The following is a 19,133-nucleotide window of genomic DNA, read 5'->3' on the forward strand; positions in this document are numbered from 1 at the left end:
GGTCATCGCCGGCGCCGCCGCCTGCCTGTATCCGACCGCAGACAAGGACGCGATGGCGCGATGACCGCAATTCTCGAAATGCGCGGCGTGAGCAAGAGCTTTGCCGGCGTGCAGGCCCTGCGCGACGTCAACTTCACGGTGGAGGCGGGGCAGATCCATGCGCTGGTCGGCGAGAATGGCGCCGGCAAGTCGACCCTGATGAAGGTCCTCAGCGGCGTTCATCCCGACGGCGATTACGAAGGCAGCATCATATTCGACGGCGAGGAGCGGCGCTTTCGTGACGTCAATGATTCCGAGGCTCTCGGCATCATCATCATTCATCAGGAGCTGGCGCTGATCCCGCTGATGTCGATCGCGGAGAACATTTTCCTGTTGCATCCGCCGTCACGGCTCGGCGTGATCGATCGCGACACCGTTTACCGCCGCACCCAGGAACTGCTGGCCCAGGTCGGCCTCACGGAGATGCCCGATACGCTGGTGACGGACCTCGGGGTCGGCAAGCAGCAACTGGTGGAGATCGCCAAGGCGCTATCCAAGAGGGTGCGATTGCTGATCCTCGACGAGCCGACCGCCAGCCTGAACGAGAACGACAGTGCTGCATTGCTGGACCGTCTGCTGGTCTTCCGCGCCCAGGGCATCGCCTCGATCCTGATCTCGCACAAATTGTCGGAGGTCGCGCGCGTCGCCGACCGGATCACGGTGCTGCGCGACGGTCGCACCGTCGACAGCATCGATTGCCGGGCCGAGCCTGTGGAAGAGGACCGGATCATCCGAAGCATGGTCAATCGCGACCTGGCGCATCGCTTTCCGCAACGCGCCGCCACCATCGGCGCACCGGTCTTCGCCGTGCAGGACTGGACGGTGCATCACCCGCAGCACAGGGATCGCCGGGTGATCAAAGGCGTCGATTTCGAGGTCCGGCGCGGCGAGGTGGTCGGGATCGCCGGCCTGATGGGCGCCGGCCGTACCGAATTCGCCATGAGCCTGTTCGGTCGCGCCTGGGGCGAGCGGATCAGCGGCCGCGTCTGGCTCGACGGAAGGGAGGTCAACCTGTCGAGCGTGGCGGCGGCGATCGATGCCGGCCTCGCTTACGTCACCGAGGATCGCAAGCAGCTCGGCCTGATCCTGGATGCCGACGTCCGCAAGAACATCACGCTGGCGAGCCTTGGCCGCGTGGCGCGGCAGGGCATGATCGACGACATGTCCGAATTGCGCGTTGCGAGCGACTACCGCAACCGGATGCGGATCCGCTGTTCCGACGTCTATCAGGAGACCGGCCAGCTCTCCGGTGGCAACCAGCAGAAGGTGGTGCTGTCGAAATGGCTGATGACCGATCCGAAAGTACTAATTCTCGACGAGCCTACGCGCGGCATCGATGTGGGGGCAAAATACGAAATCTATTGTATCATCAACGAGCTTGCCGAGGCGGGCAAGGGCGTGGTGATGATCTCGTCGGAAATGCCGGAACTACTCGGGGTCTGCGACCGGATCTGCGTGATGAATGACGGTGCTTTCGTCGGGGAATTCACCGCCACTGAGGCCACCCAGGAAAGCATCATGCGGGCCATCATGCGCAACAAGGAAATCCACAAGAAGGTACTTCAGGGAGACTTGCGGCCATGACCGACAAGACGGTTGCGCTGCCCGGGCACGCCGGCTTCATCAAGAACAATTTGCGCAACTACGGCATGCTGCTGTCGCTGTTTGCGATCATGTTGTTCTTCCAGGTCATGACCGACGGCACGCTGCTGCAGCCGCTGAACCTGACCAATCTGGTGCTGCAGAACAGCTACATCGTGATCATGGCGCTCGGCATGCTCTTGATCATCGTCACCGGCCACATCGACCTGTCGGTGGGCTCGGTCGCGGGCTTTGTCGGCGCCGTCGCTGCCGTGTTGATGGTGCGCTATCACATTGCCTATCCGCTGGCCTTCATCGCCTGCTTGCTGGTGGGCGCCCTGATCGGCGCCGCGCAAGGTTATTGGGTTGCCTATTTCAAGATACCGTCCTTTATCGTCACGCTGGCCGGCATGCTGGTGTTCAAGGGGCTTGCGCTTGCCATCCTCGCGGGGCAGTCGGTCGGGCCGTTTCCGCCGACCTTCCAGAAACTGTCCTCGGGCTTCATTCCCGAACTGTTTCCCGGCGCCGGCACGCTGTATCCGACGTCGCTGTTGATCGGTGCCGTACTGGCGGTGGCGCTGGTTTATACGAGCGCCAAGAGCCGGATGCGGCAGGCCTCGCACGGCATCGAGGTTGAACCCTTTGCGTTCTTCGTTGCCAAGAGCGCGGTGCTGTTCGCCGTGATTGTGTTCTTCGCCGGACTGATCGCCTCGCATCGCGGCCTGCCCAACGTGCTGGTGATCATGACGGCGCTGATCGCGCTCTATGGCTTCGTCACCACCCGCACCGTGATCGGCCGCCACATCTATGCCATCGGCGGCAACGCCAGGGCCGCCAGCCTCTCCGGCATCAAGACCGAACGGTTGACGTTTCTGACCTTCGTCAATATGGGCGTGCTGGCGGCACTCGCCGGCCTCGTGTTCGCCGCGCGGCTCAATACGGCGACGCCGAAGGCCGGGGCCGGCTTCGAACTCGACGTTATCGCGGCCTGTTTTATCGGGGGCGCGTCGGCCTATGGCGGCGTCGGCAGGGTCGGCGGCGCCGTGATCGGGGCCATGATCATGGGCGTCATGAACAACGGCATGTCGATCCTCGGCATCGGCATCGACTACCAGCAGGTGATCAAGGGCCTGGTGCTGCTCGGCGCCGTCTGCCTCGACGTCTACAATCAACGCCGGTAGGGCTGTGGCGGCCACTAGGCGGCCGCCAGCTCCCGCTTTGCGAACTCGCTGGTATCGAGACGCGCCACGAGCACCGCCAATTCCTCGGTCTCGGCTGACGTCAGGTCCGTCAGTGGCGAGCGTACATGGCCGCTGTCACGGCCGATCACCTTCATGCCGGCCTTGATGATCGAGACGGCATAGCCGCGTTTGCGATTGCGGATCGCGATCAGGGGAAGGATGAAATCGCGCAGCCCTGCCTGCACCGTCTCGCGGTCGCGGCACCGTACGGCCGCGTAGAACTTGGTCGAGAACTCCGGGACGAAATTGAATACCGCGGAGGAGTAAGTGGTTACGCCCATTTCTAGATAGGGCAATGCAAAAGTCTCGGCGGTGGGCAGCCCGCCGATATAGGTCAGCCGGTCGCCCATGCGCAGGTGGATACGGGTCATCAGTTCGATGTCGCCGATACCGTCTTTGTAGCCAACGAGGTTGGGGCAGCGCTGGCACAGCTTTTCGAGCGTATCCTCGTTCAGGATCGCATTATCGCGGTTGTAGACGATGACGCCGAGTTTGGTCGCGTTGCACACCGCCTCGATATGGGCCGCAAGTCCCTCCTGTTCCGAGAAGACCAGATAAGGCGGCAGCAGCAGCACGCCGTCGGCGCCGGTCGCCTCGACCGCAACGGCAAGCTGCGCCGCCATCGCGGTGCCATGGCCGATCCCGGCGAGCACCGGCACGCGTCCCTTGGTCTCGTCCACAGCCGTTGCCACGACCTTCGCGACCTCGGCTGGGCTCAGCGAGAAGAATTCGCCGGTGCCGCCGGCGGCAAAGAGCCCCGCCACCTCATAGCCGCACAGCCAATCGAGATTGGAGCGGTAGCGGGTCTCGTTGAACGCGTTGTCGGGCCGAAACGGTGTGACGGGGAACGACAGCAGGCCATCGCCGATCCGGCTGGCCATCTCCTTGGGGGTCATCCTGCTCATGCTCTGATCCTTCAGCGGCTTACGCCGAAGGATTAATGCAAGATGGCCGCGGACGGAGACCCAATCACTGTATCGATCGATCCATTGATTGGATCGAGCCGGCTTGGGCGGCCAGCCCTCGGGCGATGCCGGCAACGACGGGGAGAAGCGGATTGTCATTGTCGCCGCGCCGGACGAAGAACAATTCGGCCGGCCGCTGCCACTGCATCACGACGGGCCGCAGTACTACGCCGCTGAAGCGCAGATTCGTCGCGGTCTCGGGCACCAGCGCCACGCCGACACCCGAATGCACCATGGCGAGGATCGAATGGATCTGCGCAAGATGCTGCACGTAATTCGGCACCAGACTTGCGCGTGAGAACAGCTCGACCAGGAGATCGTGGAAATAGCGGGCTTCGTAAGGCTCGTACATGATGAAGGGTTCGCTTGCGAGATCCTCCAGACGTAGCTCGGCCGCCTGCGCCAGCGGGTGATCGCTCGGCAGTGCCGCGACCAGCGGTTCCGCCGTCACGCGGAAAGCGTCGAGACTGCCACGCGGAATCGGCGGGCGGAGCAGGCCGATATCGATCTCACCGGAATCGAGCCGCTTGAGTTGATCGCTGGAAACCATTTCCTTCAGCGAGATCTCGATATCGGGCAGTTCACGCCGGCAGGCCGCAACCAGCGCCGGCACGTAGCTGTAGGCGGAGGTCGCCGTGAAGCCGATATTGATCGATCCGGCCTTGCCGCTTGCCATCCGCCGGGCCAGCACGGCTGCGCTTTCGGCGAGCTTGAGGAGATGCCGCGCATCGACCAGAAAACGCTGCCCGGCGGGCGTCAGCCGGACAGCCCGGTTGCTGCGTTCCAGCAGAGTCACATCGAGGACGCGTTCGAGAATCTGGATCTGGCGGCTGAGCGGCGGCTGCGTCATGTTCAGCCGCTGTGCCGCGCGCCCGAAATGGAGTTCTTCCGCAACTGCAACGAAGCAGCGCAACTGGCTCAACTCAAACATGAAATCTGTATTTTCAACTTGAGACGAAGGGCCGGTGACCGGCCGGATGTCCGACTTCTACCGGCTGATCCGCGGCCGATCCATCCAAAAAAGGTATCGACCTATCCGCAGACTAATTCATAGGCCACCCCGCCCATGACCTATCATTCCTCCCAACGCTGCCTCGAAGGTCTGCAGCCTGCCGATGAAACGGCGGGATCGCGCTGAATTGCGCTTTGAAAGGAGGAACGACCGATGTCTATGCCATCTCTCGCCCGGGCGATTGCCGCCGCTGTTCTTACGGTGTGTGCCTCGTCGGTTTTTGTCTTGGCGCCAAGCGTGGCCGGGGCTCAGAATTTTGAGCGGCCCGTGCGGCTGATCGTGCCGTTCGCTCCCGGCGGCACCTCGGACATCCTGGCGCGCCTGATCAGCCCAAAACTATCCGCCGCCATCGGTCAGTCGGTCGTGGTCGAGAACAAGCCCGGCGCGGCCGGCAATCTCGGGGCCGACGCCGTCGCCAAGGCGCAGCCCGACGGTCACACGCTGTTGCTGATGGATGTCGGATCGCTGGCAACGGCGCCCAGCCTGTTTTCCGATCTTACCTTCGACGTTCAGAAGGACCTCGCGCCCATTTCCATGGTGATGTTCGGCCCCTACGTGCTGGCCGTCCATGAATCGGTCCCGGCGAAGACGTCCAAGGAGCTGATTGAATACGCCAAGGCCAATCCGAACAAGCTCACCGTCGCCAATTCCGGCGTCGGCGGCGCCAATCATATCACCGCCGTGGTGATGGCGAAGGAACTGGGAATTCAATGGAAGAACGTTCCCTACAAGGGCGGGGCGGCCGCCTCGCGCGCTGTGGTGTCCGGGGAGAGCGGCGTGATCATCAACGGCGCTGCGGCGACGATGCCCTTTGTGACAAACAAGCGGCTTGTCGGACTTGCCGTCACCGGCGAGCAGCGGATTGCCTCGGCTCCCGATCTGCCGACTTTCAAGGAAGCAGGGCTGCCCGGCGGCGACGCCGGGACCTGGCAGGGTATCCTGACCACCGGTGGCACGCCGCCCGCCATGGTCGCACGATTGAATGCCGAAATCCGCAAGATCCTGGAGCTGCCCGAGATTCAGCAGAAGATCGCCGAGCAGGGTGGCGTGGTGCGCGCCCAATCGCCGGAGGAATTCCGCAACTGGCTCAAGGACGCGACGACGCGCTGGGGCACGATCATTCGCGAGGCCGGCATCAAGGGCAGCTAAGGACGGGGCGATGACGCGTTCCCGGATCGACCTGCAGGACCTGCTGTTTGGCCTGTTCCTCGTGGCGGTGGCGACGGGTACGCTCGTCGCCACGCGCAATCTGACGGTCGGTCACGCCGCCGATATGGGACCGGGCTACATGCCCCGCGTCGTCGCACTCGCGCTAATGGCGTTCGGCGTCTTCTTTACCGGGCGCGGGCTCTGGCGCACGGGCCGTGGCATCGCGCCCGTTCAGTTGCGGCCGCTGCTGGCCATCCTGGCTTCCGTCGGCGTTTTCGCGCTGACGGCGGAACGGTTGGGCCTCGCGATCGCCTCCGTCGCCGCCGTGATGCTCGCCAGCTTCGCCACGCGGGAAGGGCGCTTCGTCGAGACCGTGGCGTTTGCCATCGTGCTTTCGGGCGCCGCCGTTCTTCTGTTCGTCAAGTTGCTGGGCTTGCCGATCCCGATCTGGCCCCGCTAGCTCGGCACGCTTCGCAGGCAGACGCATATGGAACTGTTCGACAATCTGCTGATGGGTCTTTCGACGGCCCTTCAACTCAACAATTTGTTGTTCTGCCTGATCGGCGTGGTCATCGGGACTGCGATCGGCGTGCTGCCCGGCATCGGTCCGATTCCCACGGTGGCGTTGCTGCTGCCCTTCACCTTCGGCCTGTCGCCCGCGAGCGCCATGATCATGCTGGCCGGCATCTTCTACGGCGCGCAATATGGCGGCTCGACCACCGCCATCCTGGTCAATGTGCCGGGCGAGACGTCGTCGGTCGTCACCTGTATCGACGGTCACGAGATGGCCAAGCAGGGCAGGGCCGGAACCGCGCTCGCCATAGCGGCGATCGCTTCGTTCTTTGCCGGCACGATGGCGACGATCGTGATCGCGGTACTCAGCGTGCCGCTGTCGGTGCTGGCGCTCAAATTCACTGCGGTCGAATATTTCAGTCTTCTCGTGCTCGGCCTGATTGCCGCGGTCGTCCTTGCCCATGGCTCGGTCGCCAAATCGCTGGCGATGGTGCTGCTGGGGCTGTTACTCGGTCTGGTCGGGATCGATGTCAGCTCGGGCGTTGCGCGCATGACTTTCGGTATCCCGGCTCTGTCGGACGGCCTCGATTTCGTGCCGATTGCGATGGGCCTGTTTGGGCTCGGCGAAATCATCGCCAATCTGGAACGCCCAGCCGAACGGCGTGTCGTCAGTCAGTCGATCCGCAGCCTGATTCCGAGCCGGGCGGACTTGCGGACCGCCTTTCCGGCCGTGGTGCGCGGCACGGCGCTGGGCTCCGTGCTGGGGGTGCTGCCTGGCGGCGGTGCGGCGCTTCCGCCGTTCTCCTCCTACGCGCTGGAGAAGAAGCTCGCCCGCGATCCCTCGCGCTTCGGCAAGGGCGCCATCGAGGGCGTTGCCGGTCCGGAGGCCGCCAACAATGCCGGCGCCCAGACCAGCTTCATTCCGCTGCTGACGCTCGGCATTCCTGCCAACGCTCTGATGGCGCTGATGATCGGCGCGCTGATGATGCAGGGCATCCAGCCCGGTCCGCAGATCATGACCGAGCAGCCGAAGCTCGTCTGGGGCGTCATCGCCAGCATGTGGGTCGGCAATCTGATGCTGCTGGTGATCAACCTTCCGTTGATTGGCCTATGGGTCTCGATGCTGAAAATTCCCTATCGGCTGCTATTTCCCGCGATCGTTCTGTTCTGCTGCATCGGCACTTACGGCATTGCCAACAGCTTGTTCAACGTATGGTTGATGATGGGTTGCGCCTTGATCGGCTATTTCTTCATCAAGATCGGCGTCGAGCCGGCGCCGCTCCTGCTCGGCCTCGTGCTCGGCCCGCAATTGGAAGAAAACTTCCGGCGTGCAATGTTGATCGCTGACGGCGATTTCACCGTCTTTCTGTCGCGGCCGATCAGCGCGGTTATCCTCGCAGTCGTCGCTGCCTTGTTGCTGGCAATGCTTTCGCCGGCAATTCTGAGAACGCGGAAAGAGGCGCTGGCGGAATGAGCGGTGTGGGGGTCAGTCGCGCAATTGCCAGCGGCCGATGACCCGAAACCGCGAATTCGCATTGTCCTGACGGCACAAGGCGATGGCGTCGATCGCGAGCGGCCCGACGTCCGTCGCCGCAAACCTGCCGCGCAGCATCGCCACAATCGGCTCGCGCCGTTCGGTAGGAAGCCGCCCCGTCAGCGTCATGTGGAAGCGAAATTCTTCGAAGACGTAGGGGTAACCCCAGCGGTCGAGATAGTCGCGCTGGCGTGGCGTTAGCGCCTCCGGATTGCGCCGCGCACGATCTTCCGCACCAAGTGGAGCGCGGAACGAATCGAACGCCCTGGTCGCCTGGGCGGCAAGCAGGTCAAGATCTGCCGACGGTTCGGCGGGAATTACCGCGATGAAACCGCTGATCGAATCGACGACCGGTTGGATCACGGGCACTGGCCGGGCCAGATCGGCGAACAATTCGCACGCCGCAGCAAGCTGCGCCTCGGCCTTGCCGTCGGCCAGCACCATCGGCGCCTTCAGCGTGGCGTGAAAGCCGTATCTGCGCGGATCCTGCGTCAGGTCGCGCCAGTCCAATGGGACACCATCCGGAAAGGGCTGGTCTTCGCCGCTATGGCCATCGTAGCCGAGCAGCGAGGCGCCGAACCGGTCAAGCGTGCCGTCGGGCGTCGCGGTATAGTAGATTGCGTAACGAGGGTAATTTGCCATTGCGCCAGAATAGGGCCGCCTCACGCGGCTGCAACCGCCTTGCGCGGAACGATGGATGAACGGACGAGGCGGTTCGCCTCCGCCAGATGTACGAGACGCCCCGCGGCAATTACCGCAACGACCCGCGGGCGCAATGGCACCGCGTCATCGACAAGAACGATGTCGGCGCGCTGTCCTGCGGCGAGCGTGCCGCGATCGGCGAGACCGGCGGCGCGCGCCGGTGCCGCCGAGATCAATTGCCATGCCGCGGCCAGCGGCAGCACGCCGTCGGCTGCAAGGCGGAATGCCGCCAATAGCGGCGCCGGATAATAATAGTCCGACGCAAGCACCGAACAGAGTCCCTTGGCGATCATGTCGGAGGCTCTGGTCCAGCCGGTGTGGCTGCCGCCGCGCACCACGTTGGGCGCGCCGAACACGATGAAGTCGCCGGCTTCGGCAGCATCGCGTGCGGTTTCCTCGTTGACCGGAAATTCGGCGATCGCAACGCCCTGCGCGCGAAAGGCCTGCCGCATCGCGGGGCTCTCGTCGTCATGCGAGAGCATCCGGACATCCGCCGCGCGCGCTGCCTGCGCCAGCCGGGCGATCGAAGCCGGCACATCGTGGCTGCGGCAGACCACGCTTTGCACCAGGCGATCGAATGCCTCGTTGGTGAGACCGGTGCGCTCGACCATTCGGCTGCGCTTCTGCGGTTTGGCGAGGCTGGCGACGGTCGAATCCATGTGGTCGTTGAACGCGAACAGGTCGACGCGTCCTTCCGAAAGCCAGTCGATGATTTCGCTTTCCGCGTCGAGATTGTAGGTCTCATGGCGCAGGTGGAAGCGGGTGTCGGCGGCGAGCTGCGGTCGCATCTGCTCGATCGCCTCCAGCAAGCGCCGGGCATTGTCGGCGCTGCGCAGGCCAGGCTCCCACGACCAGGTCGTGGCATGATAGGCGGTCGTGATCCCGTTGCTGATCGCCTGCCGGTCGCTGTCAACAAGCGCCACATCGATCGGGAAATCGACCCCGGGGCGCGGCATCATCTGCCGCTCGAAGGCATCGCCATGCAGATCCACAATGCCCGGCAATACCAGAAGGCCGTCGGCATTGACGCCGCCGATGCCGTGGTTGCTGTCCGCACCTACGGCTGCGATCTCACGGCCAGCGGTCCGCAGTGAGGTTTCGGCGATCTCGAGGCCGAGCAGGGCCCGGCCGCCCTCGATGAACAGTTCAGTCACGATGCGGCACTCTGGTTGAATTGACGGCGGCCGGCTGCTGCGACGGCTTCGTACCTGTCGAGAAAGCCCTCGACGTCGAGCTTGCGGAAATCAGGCAGGGCGCGGCGAAGCGTTTCATGGTCCCAGTCCCACCATGCGAGCTCCGCAAGCCGCGCAGCAATGGATGCCGGAAATCGCTGCTTGATCGGCCGTGCCGGGTTACCTGCAACGATCGCATAAGCGGGGACATCCTTGGTGACGATGGCGCCGGCCGCGACCACCGCGCCGGTGCCGATCGAGCGGCCGGGCAGAATGATGGCGCCATGGCCGATCCAGACGTCGTGGCCGATGTGAACGTGATGCTCGCGGCGCCATGCAAAGAACTCGGCGTCGTCGCTCTCGCCCGGAAAATAACTGGAGGCGCGATAGGTGAAATGCGCCTGCGAGGCCCGGTGCATCGGATGATTGCCCGGGTTGATGCGCGTCATGGCCGCGATCGAGCAGAACTTGCCGATCGTCGTGTAGGTGATCTGCGAGTCGTTCACGACGTAGGAATAATCGGCCATCGTGACTTCGAGCAGGATGGTTCGGGGGCCGACCTCGGTGTAGGCACCAAGCTGGCAGTCGCGCACTGACGCGGTGGGGTCAACCATTGGTTCAGTGGAAAGCAACTTGCCGGCCATCGGGTACGTCCATCAGCAATCGGGGCACCCGTTCGTCTTCGATGCGCTTGATGACAAGATCATGACGAGTGCATGACACCGGGCCGCTGTGGATGACGCCGCAGCGCAGCACGCGTGTCACACAACTGTAAGATCGAGCCGTTAGCGATGGCTCTACGACAGGAACTCTGGAGCGTTGCATGCTGGTGGTGGATGGTTTGACGTGCCGGTTCGGTACCAAGGCCGCGGTGGACAATGCGTCATTCTCGATCCAGCCCGGCAGCTTCGTCGGCGTGATCGGCCGCTCCGGCGCCGGCAAGTCGACGCTGCTGCGGATGATCAACCGCCTCGCCGAGCCTTCCGAGGGACGCATCCTGTTCGAAGGCGTCGACGTGACCGCGCTGCGCGGCAAGGAGCTGCGGCAGTGGCGCGCGCGCTCGGCGATGATCTTCCAGCAGTTCAATCTGGTCGGCCGGCTCGACGTCCTGACCAACGTGTTGATGGGACGGCTGGCTGCGGTACCGTCATGGCGCTCGCTCGCTCAGCTTTGGCCCGAACGTGACAAGGCAATAGCGATGTCGGCACTCGAACAATTCGACATGGCGTCTATTGCAGCCCAGCGCGCCGACCAGCTCTCCGGCGGTCAGCAGCAGCGCGTCGCGATTGCGCGTGCGCTGGTGCAGGAGCCCGACATCATACTTGCCGACGAGCCGATCGCCTCGCTCGACCCCCGCAACACCCGGATCGTGATGGACGCCTTGCTGCGCATCAATAAGCCTTTCGGCATCACCGTGGTCTGCAATCTGCACTCGCTCGATCTGGCGCGAAGCTACTGCGACCGTCTGATCGGCATGGCGTCGGGGCGGATAGTGTTCGACGGCGCGCCGGTGGCGCTGACAGATCGCATCGCGCGGGAGCTCTACGATCTTGAGGCGAATGAAGTGATGGATGCGACGCCGGCGCTTGCGCCAGTCGGTTCGGCGGTCCCCGCGCTTGGTACGGTCGCCGCGGCCTGAGTGTTGCGTCCAAGAATCGAGAACTGCGCGGATTGAAATCCGCAAGCCACATTGCTGCAAAAACAGGAGACGTCATGTTCAACCGTCTTATTATTCTCGCCGCTGCGGCGGGATTGGTGTTCTCAGCTTCCCCCGCATCAGCCCAGGACTGGAAAGCAAAATATCCCGAACTGGTGTTCGCCAAGGTCCCCGATGAGAATGCTTCGGGCACGACCAACCGTTGGACGCCTTTGGCGGAGTATCTGTCCCGCGAGCTCGGCACGAAGGTGACGCTGCGGATCGCCAACGACTACGCCGCCGTGATCGAAGGCCAGCGGGCCGGCAACATCCATATCGCGATGTACGGTCCGGCGTCTTATGCACGTGCCTACATTGTCGGCGCCAAGGTCGAGCCGTTCGCGATCGAAGTGAATGGCGACGGCACCAAGGGCTATTACTCGGTCCTCTATGTCAAAAGCGACTCGAGCTACAAGGACATCAAGGACTTGAAAGGCAAGAATCTCTGCCTTGTCGACCCCAATTCAACGTCAGGAAACAACGTGCCGCGTTTCGCGATGGACAAGATGGGCATCGACCCGGAGAAGTTCTTTTCCAAGGTGGTTTATTCGGGAAGTCATGAAAACGCGGTGATCGGGCTTGCCCAGGGTACCTGCGATGCGGCGTTCAACTGGTGGAACGACGAAAAAGAATCGAACCTGCTGCGGATGGAACGCAAGGGCATGGCGAAGGCCGCCGATTTCAGGATCATCCTGAAGTCCGAACAGATTGTGAATTCGCCGATGGCATATCTCGGTAGCCTGCCTGCCGACCTTAAGGCGGCGATTAAGAAGGCAGTGCTGGAAATTGCAGTGAAGGACAAGGCCGCTTTCGACAAGATTTACGAGGGGAAGCAACTGCCTTTCGTCGAGGTTGACCACAAGGCCTATGAGGCCGTGATCGATCTGACCAAATTTGTCGACAGCCTGCGCAAGCAGAAGTCCTGAACGGAACCACGTTTCCAGACGACTCGGGCGGATCGCGAGGTCCGCCCATTTCTCTTCAGAAAACCCATGCGAACAGCAGTCCCCGAATTCCCGGAAGCCAGGCTGCGCGAACTGGCCGATCGCTATGCGGCTGCAGTTGCCGCGAAGCGACGGCGTATATGGCTGGGTTCGGCGATCCTGATCGCTGCGGCGCTTGCCGCCGGCTGGATGGGCGACGTCGACCTTTGGAAGTTTGCCGAGAATTTCTGGCGGTTCCCGGCCTATTTCGCCAGCATAGCTCCCACGTTTTCGTTTTCGTCTGCATGGAACGATCTCTCGGAATGGCTTTGGGGCCTGCCTCGCTGGACGCTGCTTCTCGGGGACACCCTGCTGATTGCGTACATGGGAACCCTTTCGGGAGCTATATGCGGATTCGTTCTCTGCTTCTTGGCTTCGGCCAATCTCGTCAGGTCGCGCGCGATCGTTTTCGTCACGCGGCGCGTTCTCGAATTTTGCCGGACCGTGCCGGAGATCGTCTTTGCCCTGGTTTTTGTGCTGGCATTCGGCCTGGGACCGCTTCCGGGCGTGCTCGCGATAGCGATCCATACCACGGGCGCGCTTGGCAAGCAGTTCGCCGAGGTTGTCGAGAATATCGATAACAAGCCGATCGAGGGGGTGGCGGCGAGCGGAGGAAGCTGGATTCAGATTGTCCGGTTCGGCGCGGTGCCTCAGGTTCTTTCGAATTTCGTAAGCTATGCTCTGTTGAGATTCGAGATCAACGTGCGCGGCGCGGCGGTGATGGGCTTCGTCGGCGCCGGCGGGATCGGGCAGGACTTGATCGAGGCCGTGCGCAAGTTTTACTACAGCGATGTCAGCGCCATCCTTTTGCTCATCGTCGTCACCGTCATGCTGATCGATTTTGTCACGGAGCGCGTACGTCATCGCCTCCTTGGGCTGGAGGGCGCGGGCACGTGATTTCCTTCAGTTCTGAAAACCAGGCCGCAATCGTTGAACGCTATCCGGAGGTTTTCCGCCCGGATTGGTGGAACAGGGGAAAGATCGCACTGAGCCTCGGCGGGGCAGTTATACTTTTTCTGTTCGGGATTGCCCAGCTAGACATTCCGTTTGACCGGCTTTCTGACGGAATGGCCAGACTAGGCGGATTCCTTCGGCTTATGCTGCCGCCCGATCCTGGTTCATGGGCGGAGGCATTGAAGTATTTGAATGCGCTCGGCGAGACGGTGTCGATCGCATTTCTCGGTACGCTGGGCGGAGCACTACTGGCATTGCCAGTGGCCCTGCTGGCCGCGCGCAATGTGGTTGCGAACCGGATCGTCCACTTTTTCACACGCCGTAGCCTCGACACCATCCGCGGTGTCGATATCTTGATCTGGGCGCTCATCTGGGTCGGCGTCGTGGGATTGGGTCCGTTTGCAGGTATCCTTGCGGTCATCTGCAGCGATTTCGGGACGTTTGGAAAGCTCTTTTCAGAGGCCATCGAGACTGCGGACAAGAACCCCGCTGAAGGAGTCCAGTCGGCGGGCGGCAGCCATTTTCATGCAGTTCGGTTTGGACTGATGCCGCAGGTCTTTCCGATTCTGCTGAGCCAAGTGCTTTACTATTTCGAATCGAATACGCGATCGGCGACGATTATCGGAATCGTCGGGGCCGGCGGAATCGGCCTTCAGCTTGCCGAACAGATCCGGGTGCTGGAATGGCAAAAGGTATCGTTTCTGATTCTGCTAATCCTCATCGCGGTTTCCGCAATTGACTGGATTTCGGGCAAACTCCGCTTCGCGATCATTGGACAGCGCGCGGTCGCGTGATGCTTCTGTCGGATGGGCAAAGGCGCGCCAGCGACGTGCCCGCCATCTAGTCTAGTGCACGTCACTGAATGGTGGGCACGCTATCGCTTTGCCCATCCTACAAGCATCAACTGTTCTCTATCAAAAACTCGACGCGCTCCGCGGCAAAGCGCGATCGCTTGGTGACGAGCGGCTTGTCGCCGGTGTCGACATCGGTACTGTCAACCACGAGCACGGGACGGCCGAGCGCGAGATCGAGTCGTGCGGCGTCGGTGGCGTCCACGATGCCGGCGGTGACGCGGGTCGAGGCGCGGCGGTAATCGCGGACGCCGTAATGCGCCAGCAGTTTGGTCATTGAGCGCGCGTTGGCGAAGACCGCTCCGGCGTCCGGGAAGCGATCGGCAGAAAGCCAACTGGTGCTGACGCAGATCGGCGTGCGGTCAGCGAGCCGCACCGATTCGATCCGGATCAGGGGCGCGCCGGTCTTCAGTCCGAGCTCACGGGCCAGCTCGCGCGTCGCGGGCTCTTCGGAGGTATCGATCAATTGGCCGCGCGGCTCGCGGCCGCCGGCGCCGACGATTTCGGAAAATCGCGTCCGCGAGCGCAAGGGATAGGCGAGGCGCTGCGCCTCGACATAGGTGCCGCTGCCGCGTTCGGCACGCACCAGGCCGCGTTCGGCAAGCGCAGCCAGTGCGCGCCGCACGGTGTGGCGGTTGACCCGATAGGTATCGGCGATCTCGATCTCGCCCGGCAGCTTTTCGCCCGCGGCAAAGCGGCCGTCGGCAATGCCGCGCTCGATGCCGTCGGCGACCTGCCGCCATAAGGCGACGCCGGAACTCTCCTGCAGGCTCATGGCGTGGTGGTACCAGAAATTATCCGTTTGTCACGAAACAGTCATGGCGCTCCGCTATCAAGTTGTCTATTATCATAGACAACTTGATTTAGGCAAGGTTGCTCATGGGTTTGTCCGGACGGAACGGCAGAGAGGCGCAGCGCAAGGCGGCGATGGCGGTGCTGGCGCATTCCGGGGCTGGCGACATTGCGGGCCATCTCGCGGCGATCGCGGTACCCGCACACGAGAACCTGCGCGAGCCCGAGAACGGCCTCGTGATGCTGCGCGGCCGGATCGGCGGCGACGGCGCACCGTTCAATCTCGGCGAGGCCACGGTGTCGCGCGCGGCGGTGCGTCTTGCGACCGGCGAGATCGGCTTCGGCTACGTGCTCGGCCGCGACAGGCAGAAGGCGCAGATGATAGCGCTGTGCGATGCCATGGTGCAGTCGACGGAGCTTTCGGGTGAGGTCGAGACCAGGGTGATCGCGCCGTTACGCGAGGCCATGATCGCCGATCGCAGCCGCAAGGCGGCCGAGGCGGCGGCGACGCGGGTCGATTTCTATACCATGGTGCGCGGCGAGGGGTGATGCGATGACGACGGTTGCAGAATTGCCCGCGGGCTTTGCCGACAAGGTGCTGTCGGCGCAGTCGACCTTCCGCTCCGTGATGGACGCGATGGCGCGTCCCGGCAACGCGCAACGGGTCACGGCAGCTGTCGGCGCGCCCGCCGGCATGATGGGCGGCGCGGCGGCGATCGCGCTGACGCTGTTCGATCACGACACGCCGATCTGGCTCGATGCCGCGATGTCGGCCACGCCTGATGTGGCGAAGTGGCTCAAGTTCCATACCAGTGCGCCGGTGATCGCGGATTCCTCGATCGCCAGCTTCGCCCTCGTCGGCGACGCCAAGAGCCTGCCGACGCTCGATCGCTTCGCGTTCGGCAGCAACGAATATCCTGACAGGTCGACGACGCTGATCCTGCAGGTCGAGAGCCTGACGCAGGGTCCTACATTCGAGGTGAAGGGGCCGGGCATCGACGGTACAACGCTGCTGCAGGCGATGCTCCAGCCGCGCGACCTTTTTCAGCGGCTCGCCATCAATGAAACCCTGTTCCCGCGCGGCATCGATGTCGTGCTGGTCCATGACGACTTGATTGTCGCGATTCCCCGAACCACGCGGCTGGTCGCAAGCGGAGCGTAGTCCATGTATGTAGCCGTCAAAGGAGGCGAACGCGCCATTGAGAACGCCCACCGCCTGCTGGCGCATGAGCGGCGTGGCGACCGTGATGTGCCCGAACTCTCGTTGGCGCAAATTGCCGAGCAACTCTCGCTCGGCGTCGACCGCGTCATGACGGAAGGCTCGCTCTACGACCGCGAGCTGGCGGCACTCGCGATCAAGCAGGCGCGCGGCGACCTGATCGAGGCGATCTTCCTGGTCCGTGCCTTCCGTGCCACGCTGCCCCGTTTTGGCGCGACCGAGCCGGTCGACACCGGCGAGATGCAGGTGCGGCGGCGCATCTCTTCGACCTTCAAGGACATTCCGGGTGGTCAGATCCTGGGGCCGACTTTCGATTATACCCATCGCTTGCTGGACCCGCAGCTTGCGGACGGCTTTGTGCCGGAGCAGCCGGCGACGTCGGAGGCAACGCAGGCGGCAACGCCACGCGTCACCGACATTCTCGGTCGCGATGGCCTGATCGAACCGTCGCCGGCGGCAGATGCTGCTGCGCCGGTCGGCGATCTCACGCGCGAGCCGCTCAGCTTTCCGGCCGACCGCGATCTGCGGCTGCAGAATCTTGCGCGTGCCGACGAGGGATTCCTGCTTGCGCTCGGCTATTCCTCACAGCGCGGCTATGGCCGTACCCATCCCTTTGCCGGCGAAATCCGTTTCGGCGAGGTAGAGGTGGAATTCTTCGCCGAGGATGCGGGCTTTGCCGTCCCGCTCGGCTCGATCGAGCTGACCGAGTGCCAGATGGTCAACCAGTTCAAGGGATCGGCGACGGAGGCGCCGTGTTTTACGCGCGGTTATGGCCTGGCCTTCGGACAAAGCGAGCGCAAGACCATGTCGATGGCGCTGGTCGACCGCAGCCTGCGCGCCCGCGAGCTGGGCGAGGAAGTGATCGCGCCGGCCCAGGACGAGGAGTTCGTGATGTCGCATTCCGATAATGTGCAGGCGACCGGCTTCGTCGAGCATCTCAAGCTGCCGCATTACGTCGACTTTCAGTCCGAGCTCGGTCTGTTGCGCAAGCTGCGCAAGGAGTTCGCCGAGGCCAGTGAGGCGCCGGACATGCAGGAGGCCGCGGAATGAACGCGCCAGCTTACAATTTCGGCTATCTCGACGAACAGACAAAGCGGATGATCCGCCGCGCGATCCTGAAGGCGATCGCGATTCCCGGCTATCAAGTGCCGTTCGCGAGCCGCGAGATGCCGATGCCCTATGGCTGGGGCACCGGCGGCGTGCAGGTGACGGCGGCGATCCTCGGGCCACAGGACGTGTTGAAGGTGATCGATCAGGGTTCGGACGACACCACCAACGCGATCTCGATCCGGAAATTCTTCGGCAAGACCGCTGGTGTCGCGACCACCACGTCCACGATAGACGCCACCGTGATCCAGACCCGGCACCGGATTCCCGAAGCGCCGCTGCATGCGGGGCAGGTGCTGGTCTATCAGGTGCCGATCCCCGAGCCGCTGCGATTCCTGGAGCCGCGCGAGACCGAGACGCGGCGTATGCATGCGCTGGGCGAATATGGCCTGATGCACGTCAAGCTGTACGAAGACATTGCGCGCTTCGGCCATATCGCGACCTCCTATGCCTACCCGGTAAAGGTGAATGCGCGCTATGTGATGGATCCGTCGCCGACACCGAAATTCGACAATCCGAAGATGGATAATTGCCCGGCGCTGCAACTGTTCGGCGCCGGCCGCGAAAAGCGCATCTACGCGATCCCGCCGCATACCAACGTCGTGTCGCTCGATTTCGAGGATCACCCGTTCACGCGCTACCGGTTCGACGCGCCGTGCGCGCTGTGCGGCGCGGACGATTCCTATCTCGACGAAATCGTCACCGACGACAAAGGCGGGAGGATGTTCGTATGCTCGGATACCGATTATTGCGAGTCTCGCCAGTTGGCCGGCCATCGCGGCAGCGAGAGCGCGGCTCCGCACAAGGAGAGGGCGCATGGCTGAGCCGCAAGACCCCAGGCAGGACGATCAGCCGCTTCTGGTCGCCGAAAACCTCGGCAAGAATTACGACCGGTTGACCGCCTGCCGCGACGTTTCCTTTGCGCTTTATCCCGGCGAGGTGCTGGCTATCGTCGGCGAGTCCGGGTCGGGCAAGTCGACGCTGCTGCAACTGTTGTCCGCGCAGCTCGCGCCGAGCGCCGGGCGGGTATCATACCGGATGCGGGACGGCGTGTTGCGCGATCTCGCCAGCCTCGGCGAAGCCGAGCGCCGCTTTCTGTTCCGCACGGATTGGGGCTATGTGCACCAGGACCCCGCGCAAGGACTGCGGATGGCGGTCTCGGCCGGCGCCAATGTCGGCGAGCGGCTGATGGCGGTGGGCTGGAATCATTACGGCCGTATCCGTCATACCGCCTCGTCCTGGCTGGAGCGCGTCGAGATCGACACCGCGCGCATCGACGACGCGCCGCGCACCTATTCCGGCGGCATGCGGCAGCGGTTGCAGATCGCGCGCAATCTGGTCACCGAGCCGCGGCTGGTATTCATGGACGAGCCGACCGGCGGGCTCGACGTATCGGTGCAGGCGCGCCTACTCGATCTGATGCGCAATCTCGTCAGCGAGCTCGGCCTTGCCGCTATCGTTGTCACCCATGACCTCGCCGTGGCGCGGCTGTTGTCGCACCGCGTAATGGTGATGAAGGGTGGGCGCGTCATTGAAACCGGCCTGACCGACCAGGTGCTCGACGACCCCCGCGAGCCCTATACCCAACTGCTCGTTTCCTCGATCCTTCCGGCATGAGCACGG

General features: G+C 63.3%; 20 protein-coding genes. 14 read left to right on the plus strand and 6 right to left on the minus strand.

Features of this window, described 5'->3' with window-relative positions:
• Positions 1-60 precede the first annotated feature (60 nt).
• On the plus strand, positions 61-1,623 hold the full coding sequence (gene mmsA / locus LMTR13_RS13425) for a multiple monosaccharide ABC transporter ATP-binding protein (protein ID WP_065728293.1): 1,563 nt from the start codon (positions 61-63) through the stop codon (positions 1,621-1,623).
• The gene (gene mmsB / locus LMTR13_RS13430) at positions 1,620-2,801 is read left to right on the plus strand and encodes a multiple monosaccharide ABC transporter permease (RefSeq protein WP_065728294.1); all 1,182 of its coding nucleotides are present in this window, start codon (positions 1,620-1,622) and stop codon (positions 2,799-2,801) included. Before mmsA ends, mmsB begins: the two co-directional genes overlap by 4 nt.
• 14 nt (positions 2,802-2,815) lie before the next feature.
• On the opposite strand, the gene kdgD is transcribed toward mmsB, so the two are convergent.
• The gene (gene kdgD / locus LMTR13_RS13435) at positions 2,816-3,766 is read right to left on the minus strand and encodes a 5-dehydro-4-deoxyglucarate dehydratase (RefSeq protein WP_065728295.1); all 951 of its coding nucleotides are present in this window, start codon (positions 3,764-3,766) and stop codon (positions 2,816-2,818) included.
• A 64-nt stretch (positions 3,767-3,830) separates the two neighbouring features.
• The gene (locus tag LMTR13_RS13440; protein WP_065728296.1) at positions 3,831-4,757 is read right to left on the minus strand and encodes a LysR family transcriptional regulator; all 927 of its coding nucleotides are present in this window, start codon (positions 4,755-4,757) and stop codon (positions 3,831-3,833) included.
• A 234-nt stretch (positions 4,758-4,991) separates the two neighbouring features.
• Here LMTR13_RS13440 and LMTR13_RS13445 point away from each other — a divergent pair, with 234 nt between their 5' ends.
• Genes LMTR13_RS13445 through LMTR13_RS13455 form a run of 3 tightly spaced genes read left to right on the plus strand, consistent with a single transcriptional unit; the run spans position 4,992 to position 7,974 of the window.
• Positions 4,992-5,987, plus strand: a complete 996-nt coding sequence (locus LMTR13_RS13445; protein WP_065728297.1) for a Bug family tripartite tricarboxylate transporter substrate binding protein — start codon at positions 4,992-4,994, stop codon at positions 5,985-5,987.
• 10 nt (positions 5,988-5,997) lie between these two features.
• Positions 5,998-6,447 (plus strand): tripartite tricarboxylate transporter TctB family protein, encoded by a 450-nt coding sequence (locus tag LMTR13_RS13450; protein ID WP_065728298.1) that lies wholly within the window; start codon positions 5,998-6,000, stop codon positions 6,445-6,447.
• A gap of 27 nt (positions 6,448-6,474) precedes the next feature.
• A complete protein-coding gene (locus LMTR13_RS13455) occupies positions 6,475-7,974 on the plus strand; it encodes a tripartite tricarboxylate transporter permease (RefSeq protein ID WP_065728299.1) in 1,500 nt (499 codons plus the stop codon).
• Between the two features lie 12 nt (positions 7,975-7,986).
• Here the strand turns inward: LMTR13_RS13455 and LMTR13_RS13460 are convergent, their stop codons facing one another.
• The 3 genes from LMTR13_RS13460 to LMTR13_RS13470 are packed head-to-tail and all read right to left on the minus strand — an operon-like array spanning position 7,987 to position 10,552.
• A complete protein-coding gene (locus tag LMTR13_RS13460; RefSeq protein WP_065728300.1) occupies positions 7,987-8,676 on the minus strand; it encodes a DUF1045 domain-containing protein in 690 nt (229 codons plus the stop codon).
• A 20-nt stretch (positions 8,677-8,696) separates the two neighbouring features.
• The gene (locus LMTR13_RS13465) at positions 8,697-9,890 is read right to left on the minus strand and encodes an alpha-D-ribose 1-methylphosphonate 5-triphosphate diphosphatase (RefSeq protein ID WP_065728301.1); all 1,194 of its coding nucleotides are present in this window, start codon (positions 9,888-9,890) and stop codon (positions 8,697-8,699) included.
• Positions 9,887-10,552 (minus strand): transferase hexapeptide repeat family protein, encoded by a 666-nt coding sequence (locus tag LMTR13_RS13470; RefSeq protein WP_065728302.1) that lies wholly within the window; start codon positions 10,550-10,552, stop codon positions 9,887-9,889. The genes LMTR13_RS13465 and LMTR13_RS13470 overlap by 4 nt, the downstream gene beginning before the upstream one ends.
• A 179-nt stretch (positions 10,553-10,731) precedes the next feature.
• Here LMTR13_RS13470 and phnC point away from each other — a divergent pair, with 179 nt between their 5' ends.
• The 4 genes from phnC (at position 10,732) to phnE (LMTR13_RS13490) (ending at position 14,335) form a co-directional block, all read left to right on the plus strand.
• Positions 10,732-11,547, plus strand: a complete 816-nt coding sequence (phnC, locus tag LMTR13_RS13475) for a phosphonate ABC transporter ATP-binding protein (protein ID WP_065728303.1) — start codon at positions 10,732-10,734, stop codon at positions 11,545-11,547.
• Positions 11,548-11,621: 74 nt separating this feature from the next.
• A complete protein-coding gene (phnD, locus tag LMTR13_RS13480; protein WP_065728304.1) occupies positions 11,622-12,530 on the plus strand; it encodes a phosphonate ABC transporter substrate-binding protein in 909 nt (302 codons plus the stop codon).
• A gap of 66 nt (positions 12,531-12,596) precedes the next feature.
• Positions 12,597-13,484 (plus strand): phosphonate ABC transporter, permease protein PhnE, encoded by an 888-nt coding sequence (gene phnE / locus LMTR13_RS13485; RefSeq protein ID WP_065728305.1) that lies wholly within the window; start codon positions 12,597-12,599, stop codon positions 13,482-13,484.
• Positions 13,481-14,335: a phosphonate ABC transporter, permease protein PhnE gene (phnE, locus tag LMTR13_RS13490; protein ID WP_065728306.1), complete on the plus strand. Its 855-nt coding sequence runs from the start codon at positions 13,481-13,483 to the stop codon at positions 14,333-14,335. Before phnE (LMTR13_RS13485) ends, phnE (LMTR13_RS13490) begins: the two co-directional genes overlap by 4 nt.
• A gap of 106 nt (positions 14,336-14,441) precedes the next feature.
• Here phnE (LMTR13_RS13490) and phnF read toward each other — a convergent pair whose 3' ends face one another.
• Positions 14,442-15,167, minus strand: coding sequence for a phosphonate metabolism transcriptional regulator PhnF (phnF, locus tag LMTR13_RS13495; protein WP_065728307.1), 726 nt, complete (start codon positions 15,165-15,167; stop codon positions 14,442-14,444).
• Between the two features lie 104 nt (positions 15,168-15,271).
• On the opposite strand from phnF, the gene phnG reads away from it, so the two are divergent.
• Genes phnG through phnK form a run of 5 tightly spaced genes read left to right on the plus strand, consistent with a single transcriptional unit; the run spans position 15,272 to position 19,127 of the window.
• Positions 15,272-15,733 carry a phosphonate C-P lyase system protein PhnG gene (gene phnG, locus LMTR13_RS13500; RefSeq protein WP_065728308.1) on the plus strand — a complete coding sequence of 154 codons (462 nt, stop codon included), beginning with the start codon at positions 15,272-15,274 and terminating at the stop codon, positions 15,731-15,733.
• A 4-nt stretch (positions 15,734-15,737) separates the two neighbouring features.
• A complete protein-coding gene (gene phnH / locus LMTR13_RS13505; protein ID WP_065728309.1) occupies positions 15,738-16,346 on the plus strand; it encodes a phosphonate C-P lyase system protein PhnH in 609 nt (202 codons plus the stop codon).
• A 3-nt stretch (positions 16,347-16,349) separates the two neighbouring features.
• A complete protein-coding gene (locus LMTR13_RS13510) occupies positions 16,350-17,453 on the plus strand; it encodes a carbon-phosphorus lyase complex subunit (RefSeq protein ID WP_065728310.1) in 1,104 nt (367 codons plus the stop codon).
• Positions 17,450-18,334: an alpha-D-ribose 1-methylphosphonate 5-phosphate C-P-lyase PhnJ gene (locus LMTR13_RS13515; protein ID WP_065728311.1), complete on the plus strand. Its 885-nt coding sequence runs from the start codon at positions 17,450-17,452 to the stop codon at positions 18,332-18,334. The genes LMTR13_RS13510 and LMTR13_RS13515 overlap by 4 nt, the downstream gene beginning before the upstream one ends.
• Positions 18,327-19,127 carry a phosphonate C-P lyase system protein PhnK gene (phnK, locus tag LMTR13_RS13520; RefSeq protein ID WP_065728312.1) on the plus strand — a complete coding sequence of 267 codons (801 nt, stop codon included), beginning with the start codon at positions 18,327-18,329 and terminating at the stop codon, positions 19,125-19,127. The genes LMTR13_RS13515 and phnK overlap by 8 nt, the downstream gene beginning before the upstream one ends.
• Positions 19,128-19,133: the final 6 nt, after the last annotated feature.

The sequence above is a fragment of the Bradyrhizobium icense genome (assembly GCF_001693385.1).
GTDB lineage: Bacteria > Pseudomonadota > Alphaproteobacteria > Rhizobiales > Xanthobacteraceae > Bradyrhizobium > Bradyrhizobium icense.

What these genes read in the sequence shown, in the direction of transcription:
- mmsA (WP_065728293.1), top strand. Translation starts at nt 61, where the DNA reads ATGACCGCAATTCTCGAAATGCGCGGCGTGAGCAAGAGCTTTGCCGGC.
- mmsB (WP_065728294.1), top strand. Translation starts at nt 1,620, where the DNA reads ATGACCGACAAGACGGTTGCGCTGCCCGGGCACGCCGGCTTCATCAAG.
- kdgD (WP_065728295.1), bottom strand. Translation starts at nt 3,766, where the DNA reads ATGAGCAGGATGACCCCCAAGGAGATGGCCAGCCGGATCGGCGATGGC.
- LMTR13_RS13440 (WP_065728296.1), bottom strand. Translation starts at nt 4,757, where the DNA reads ATGTTTGAGTTGAGCCAGTTGCGCTGCTTCGTTGCAGTTGCGGAAGAA.
- LMTR13_RS13445 (WP_065728297.1), top strand. Translation starts at nt 4,992, where the DNA reads ATGTCTATGCCATCTCTCGCCCGGGCGATTGCCGCCGCTGTTCTTACG.
- LMTR13_RS13450 (WP_065728298.1), top strand. Translation starts at nt 5,998, where the DNA reads ATGACGCGTTCCCGGATCGACCTGCAGGACCTGCTGTTTGGCCTGTTC.
- LMTR13_RS13455 (WP_065728299.1), top strand. Translation starts at nt 6,475, where the DNA reads ATGGAACTGTTCGACAATCTGCTGATGGGTCTTTCGACGGCCCTTCAA.
- LMTR13_RS13460 (WP_065728300.1), bottom strand. Translation starts at nt 8,676, where the DNA reads ATGGCAAATTACCCTCGTTACGCAATCTACTATACCGCGACGCCCGAC.
- LMTR13_RS13470 (WP_065728302.1), bottom strand. Translation starts at nt 10,552, where the DNA reads ATGGCCGGCAAGTTGCTTTCCACTGAACCAATGGTTGACCCCACCGCG.
- phnC (WP_065728303.1), top strand. Translation starts at nt 10,732, where the DNA reads ATGCTGGTGGTGGATGGTTTGACGTGCCGGTTCGGTACCAAGGCCGCG.
- phnD (WP_065728304.1), top strand. Translation starts at nt 11,622, where the DNA reads ATGTTCAACCGTCTTATTATTCTCGCCGCTGCGGCGGGATTGGTGTTC.
- phnE (WP_065728305.1), top strand. Translation starts at nt 12,597, where the DNA reads ATGCGAACAGCAGTCCCCGAATTCCCGGAAGCCAGGCTGCGCGAACTG.
- phnF (WP_065728307.1), bottom strand. Translation starts at nt 15,167, where the DNA reads ATGAGCCTGCAGGAGAGTTCCGGCGTCGCCTTATGGCGGCAGGTCGCC.
- phnG (WP_065728308.1), top strand. Translation starts at nt 15,272, where the DNA reads ATGGGTTTGTCCGGACGGAACGGCAGAGAGGCGCAGCGCAAGGCGGCG.
- phnH (WP_065728309.1), top strand. Translation starts at nt 15,738, where the DNA reads ATGACGACGGTTGCAGAATTGCCCGCGGGCTTTGCCGACAAGGTGCTG.
- LMTR13_RS13510 (WP_065728310.1), top strand. Translation starts at nt 16,350, where the DNA reads ATGTATGTAGCCGTCAAAGGAGGCGAACGCGCCATTGAGAACGCCCAC.
- LMTR13_RS13515 (WP_065728311.1), top strand. Translation starts at nt 17,450, where the DNA reads ATGAACGCGCCAGCTTACAATTTCGGCTATCTCGACGAACAGACAAAG.
- phnK (WP_065728312.1), top strand. Translation starts at nt 18,327, where the DNA reads ATGGCTGAGCCGCAAGACCCCAGGCAGGACGATCAGCCGCTTCTGGTC.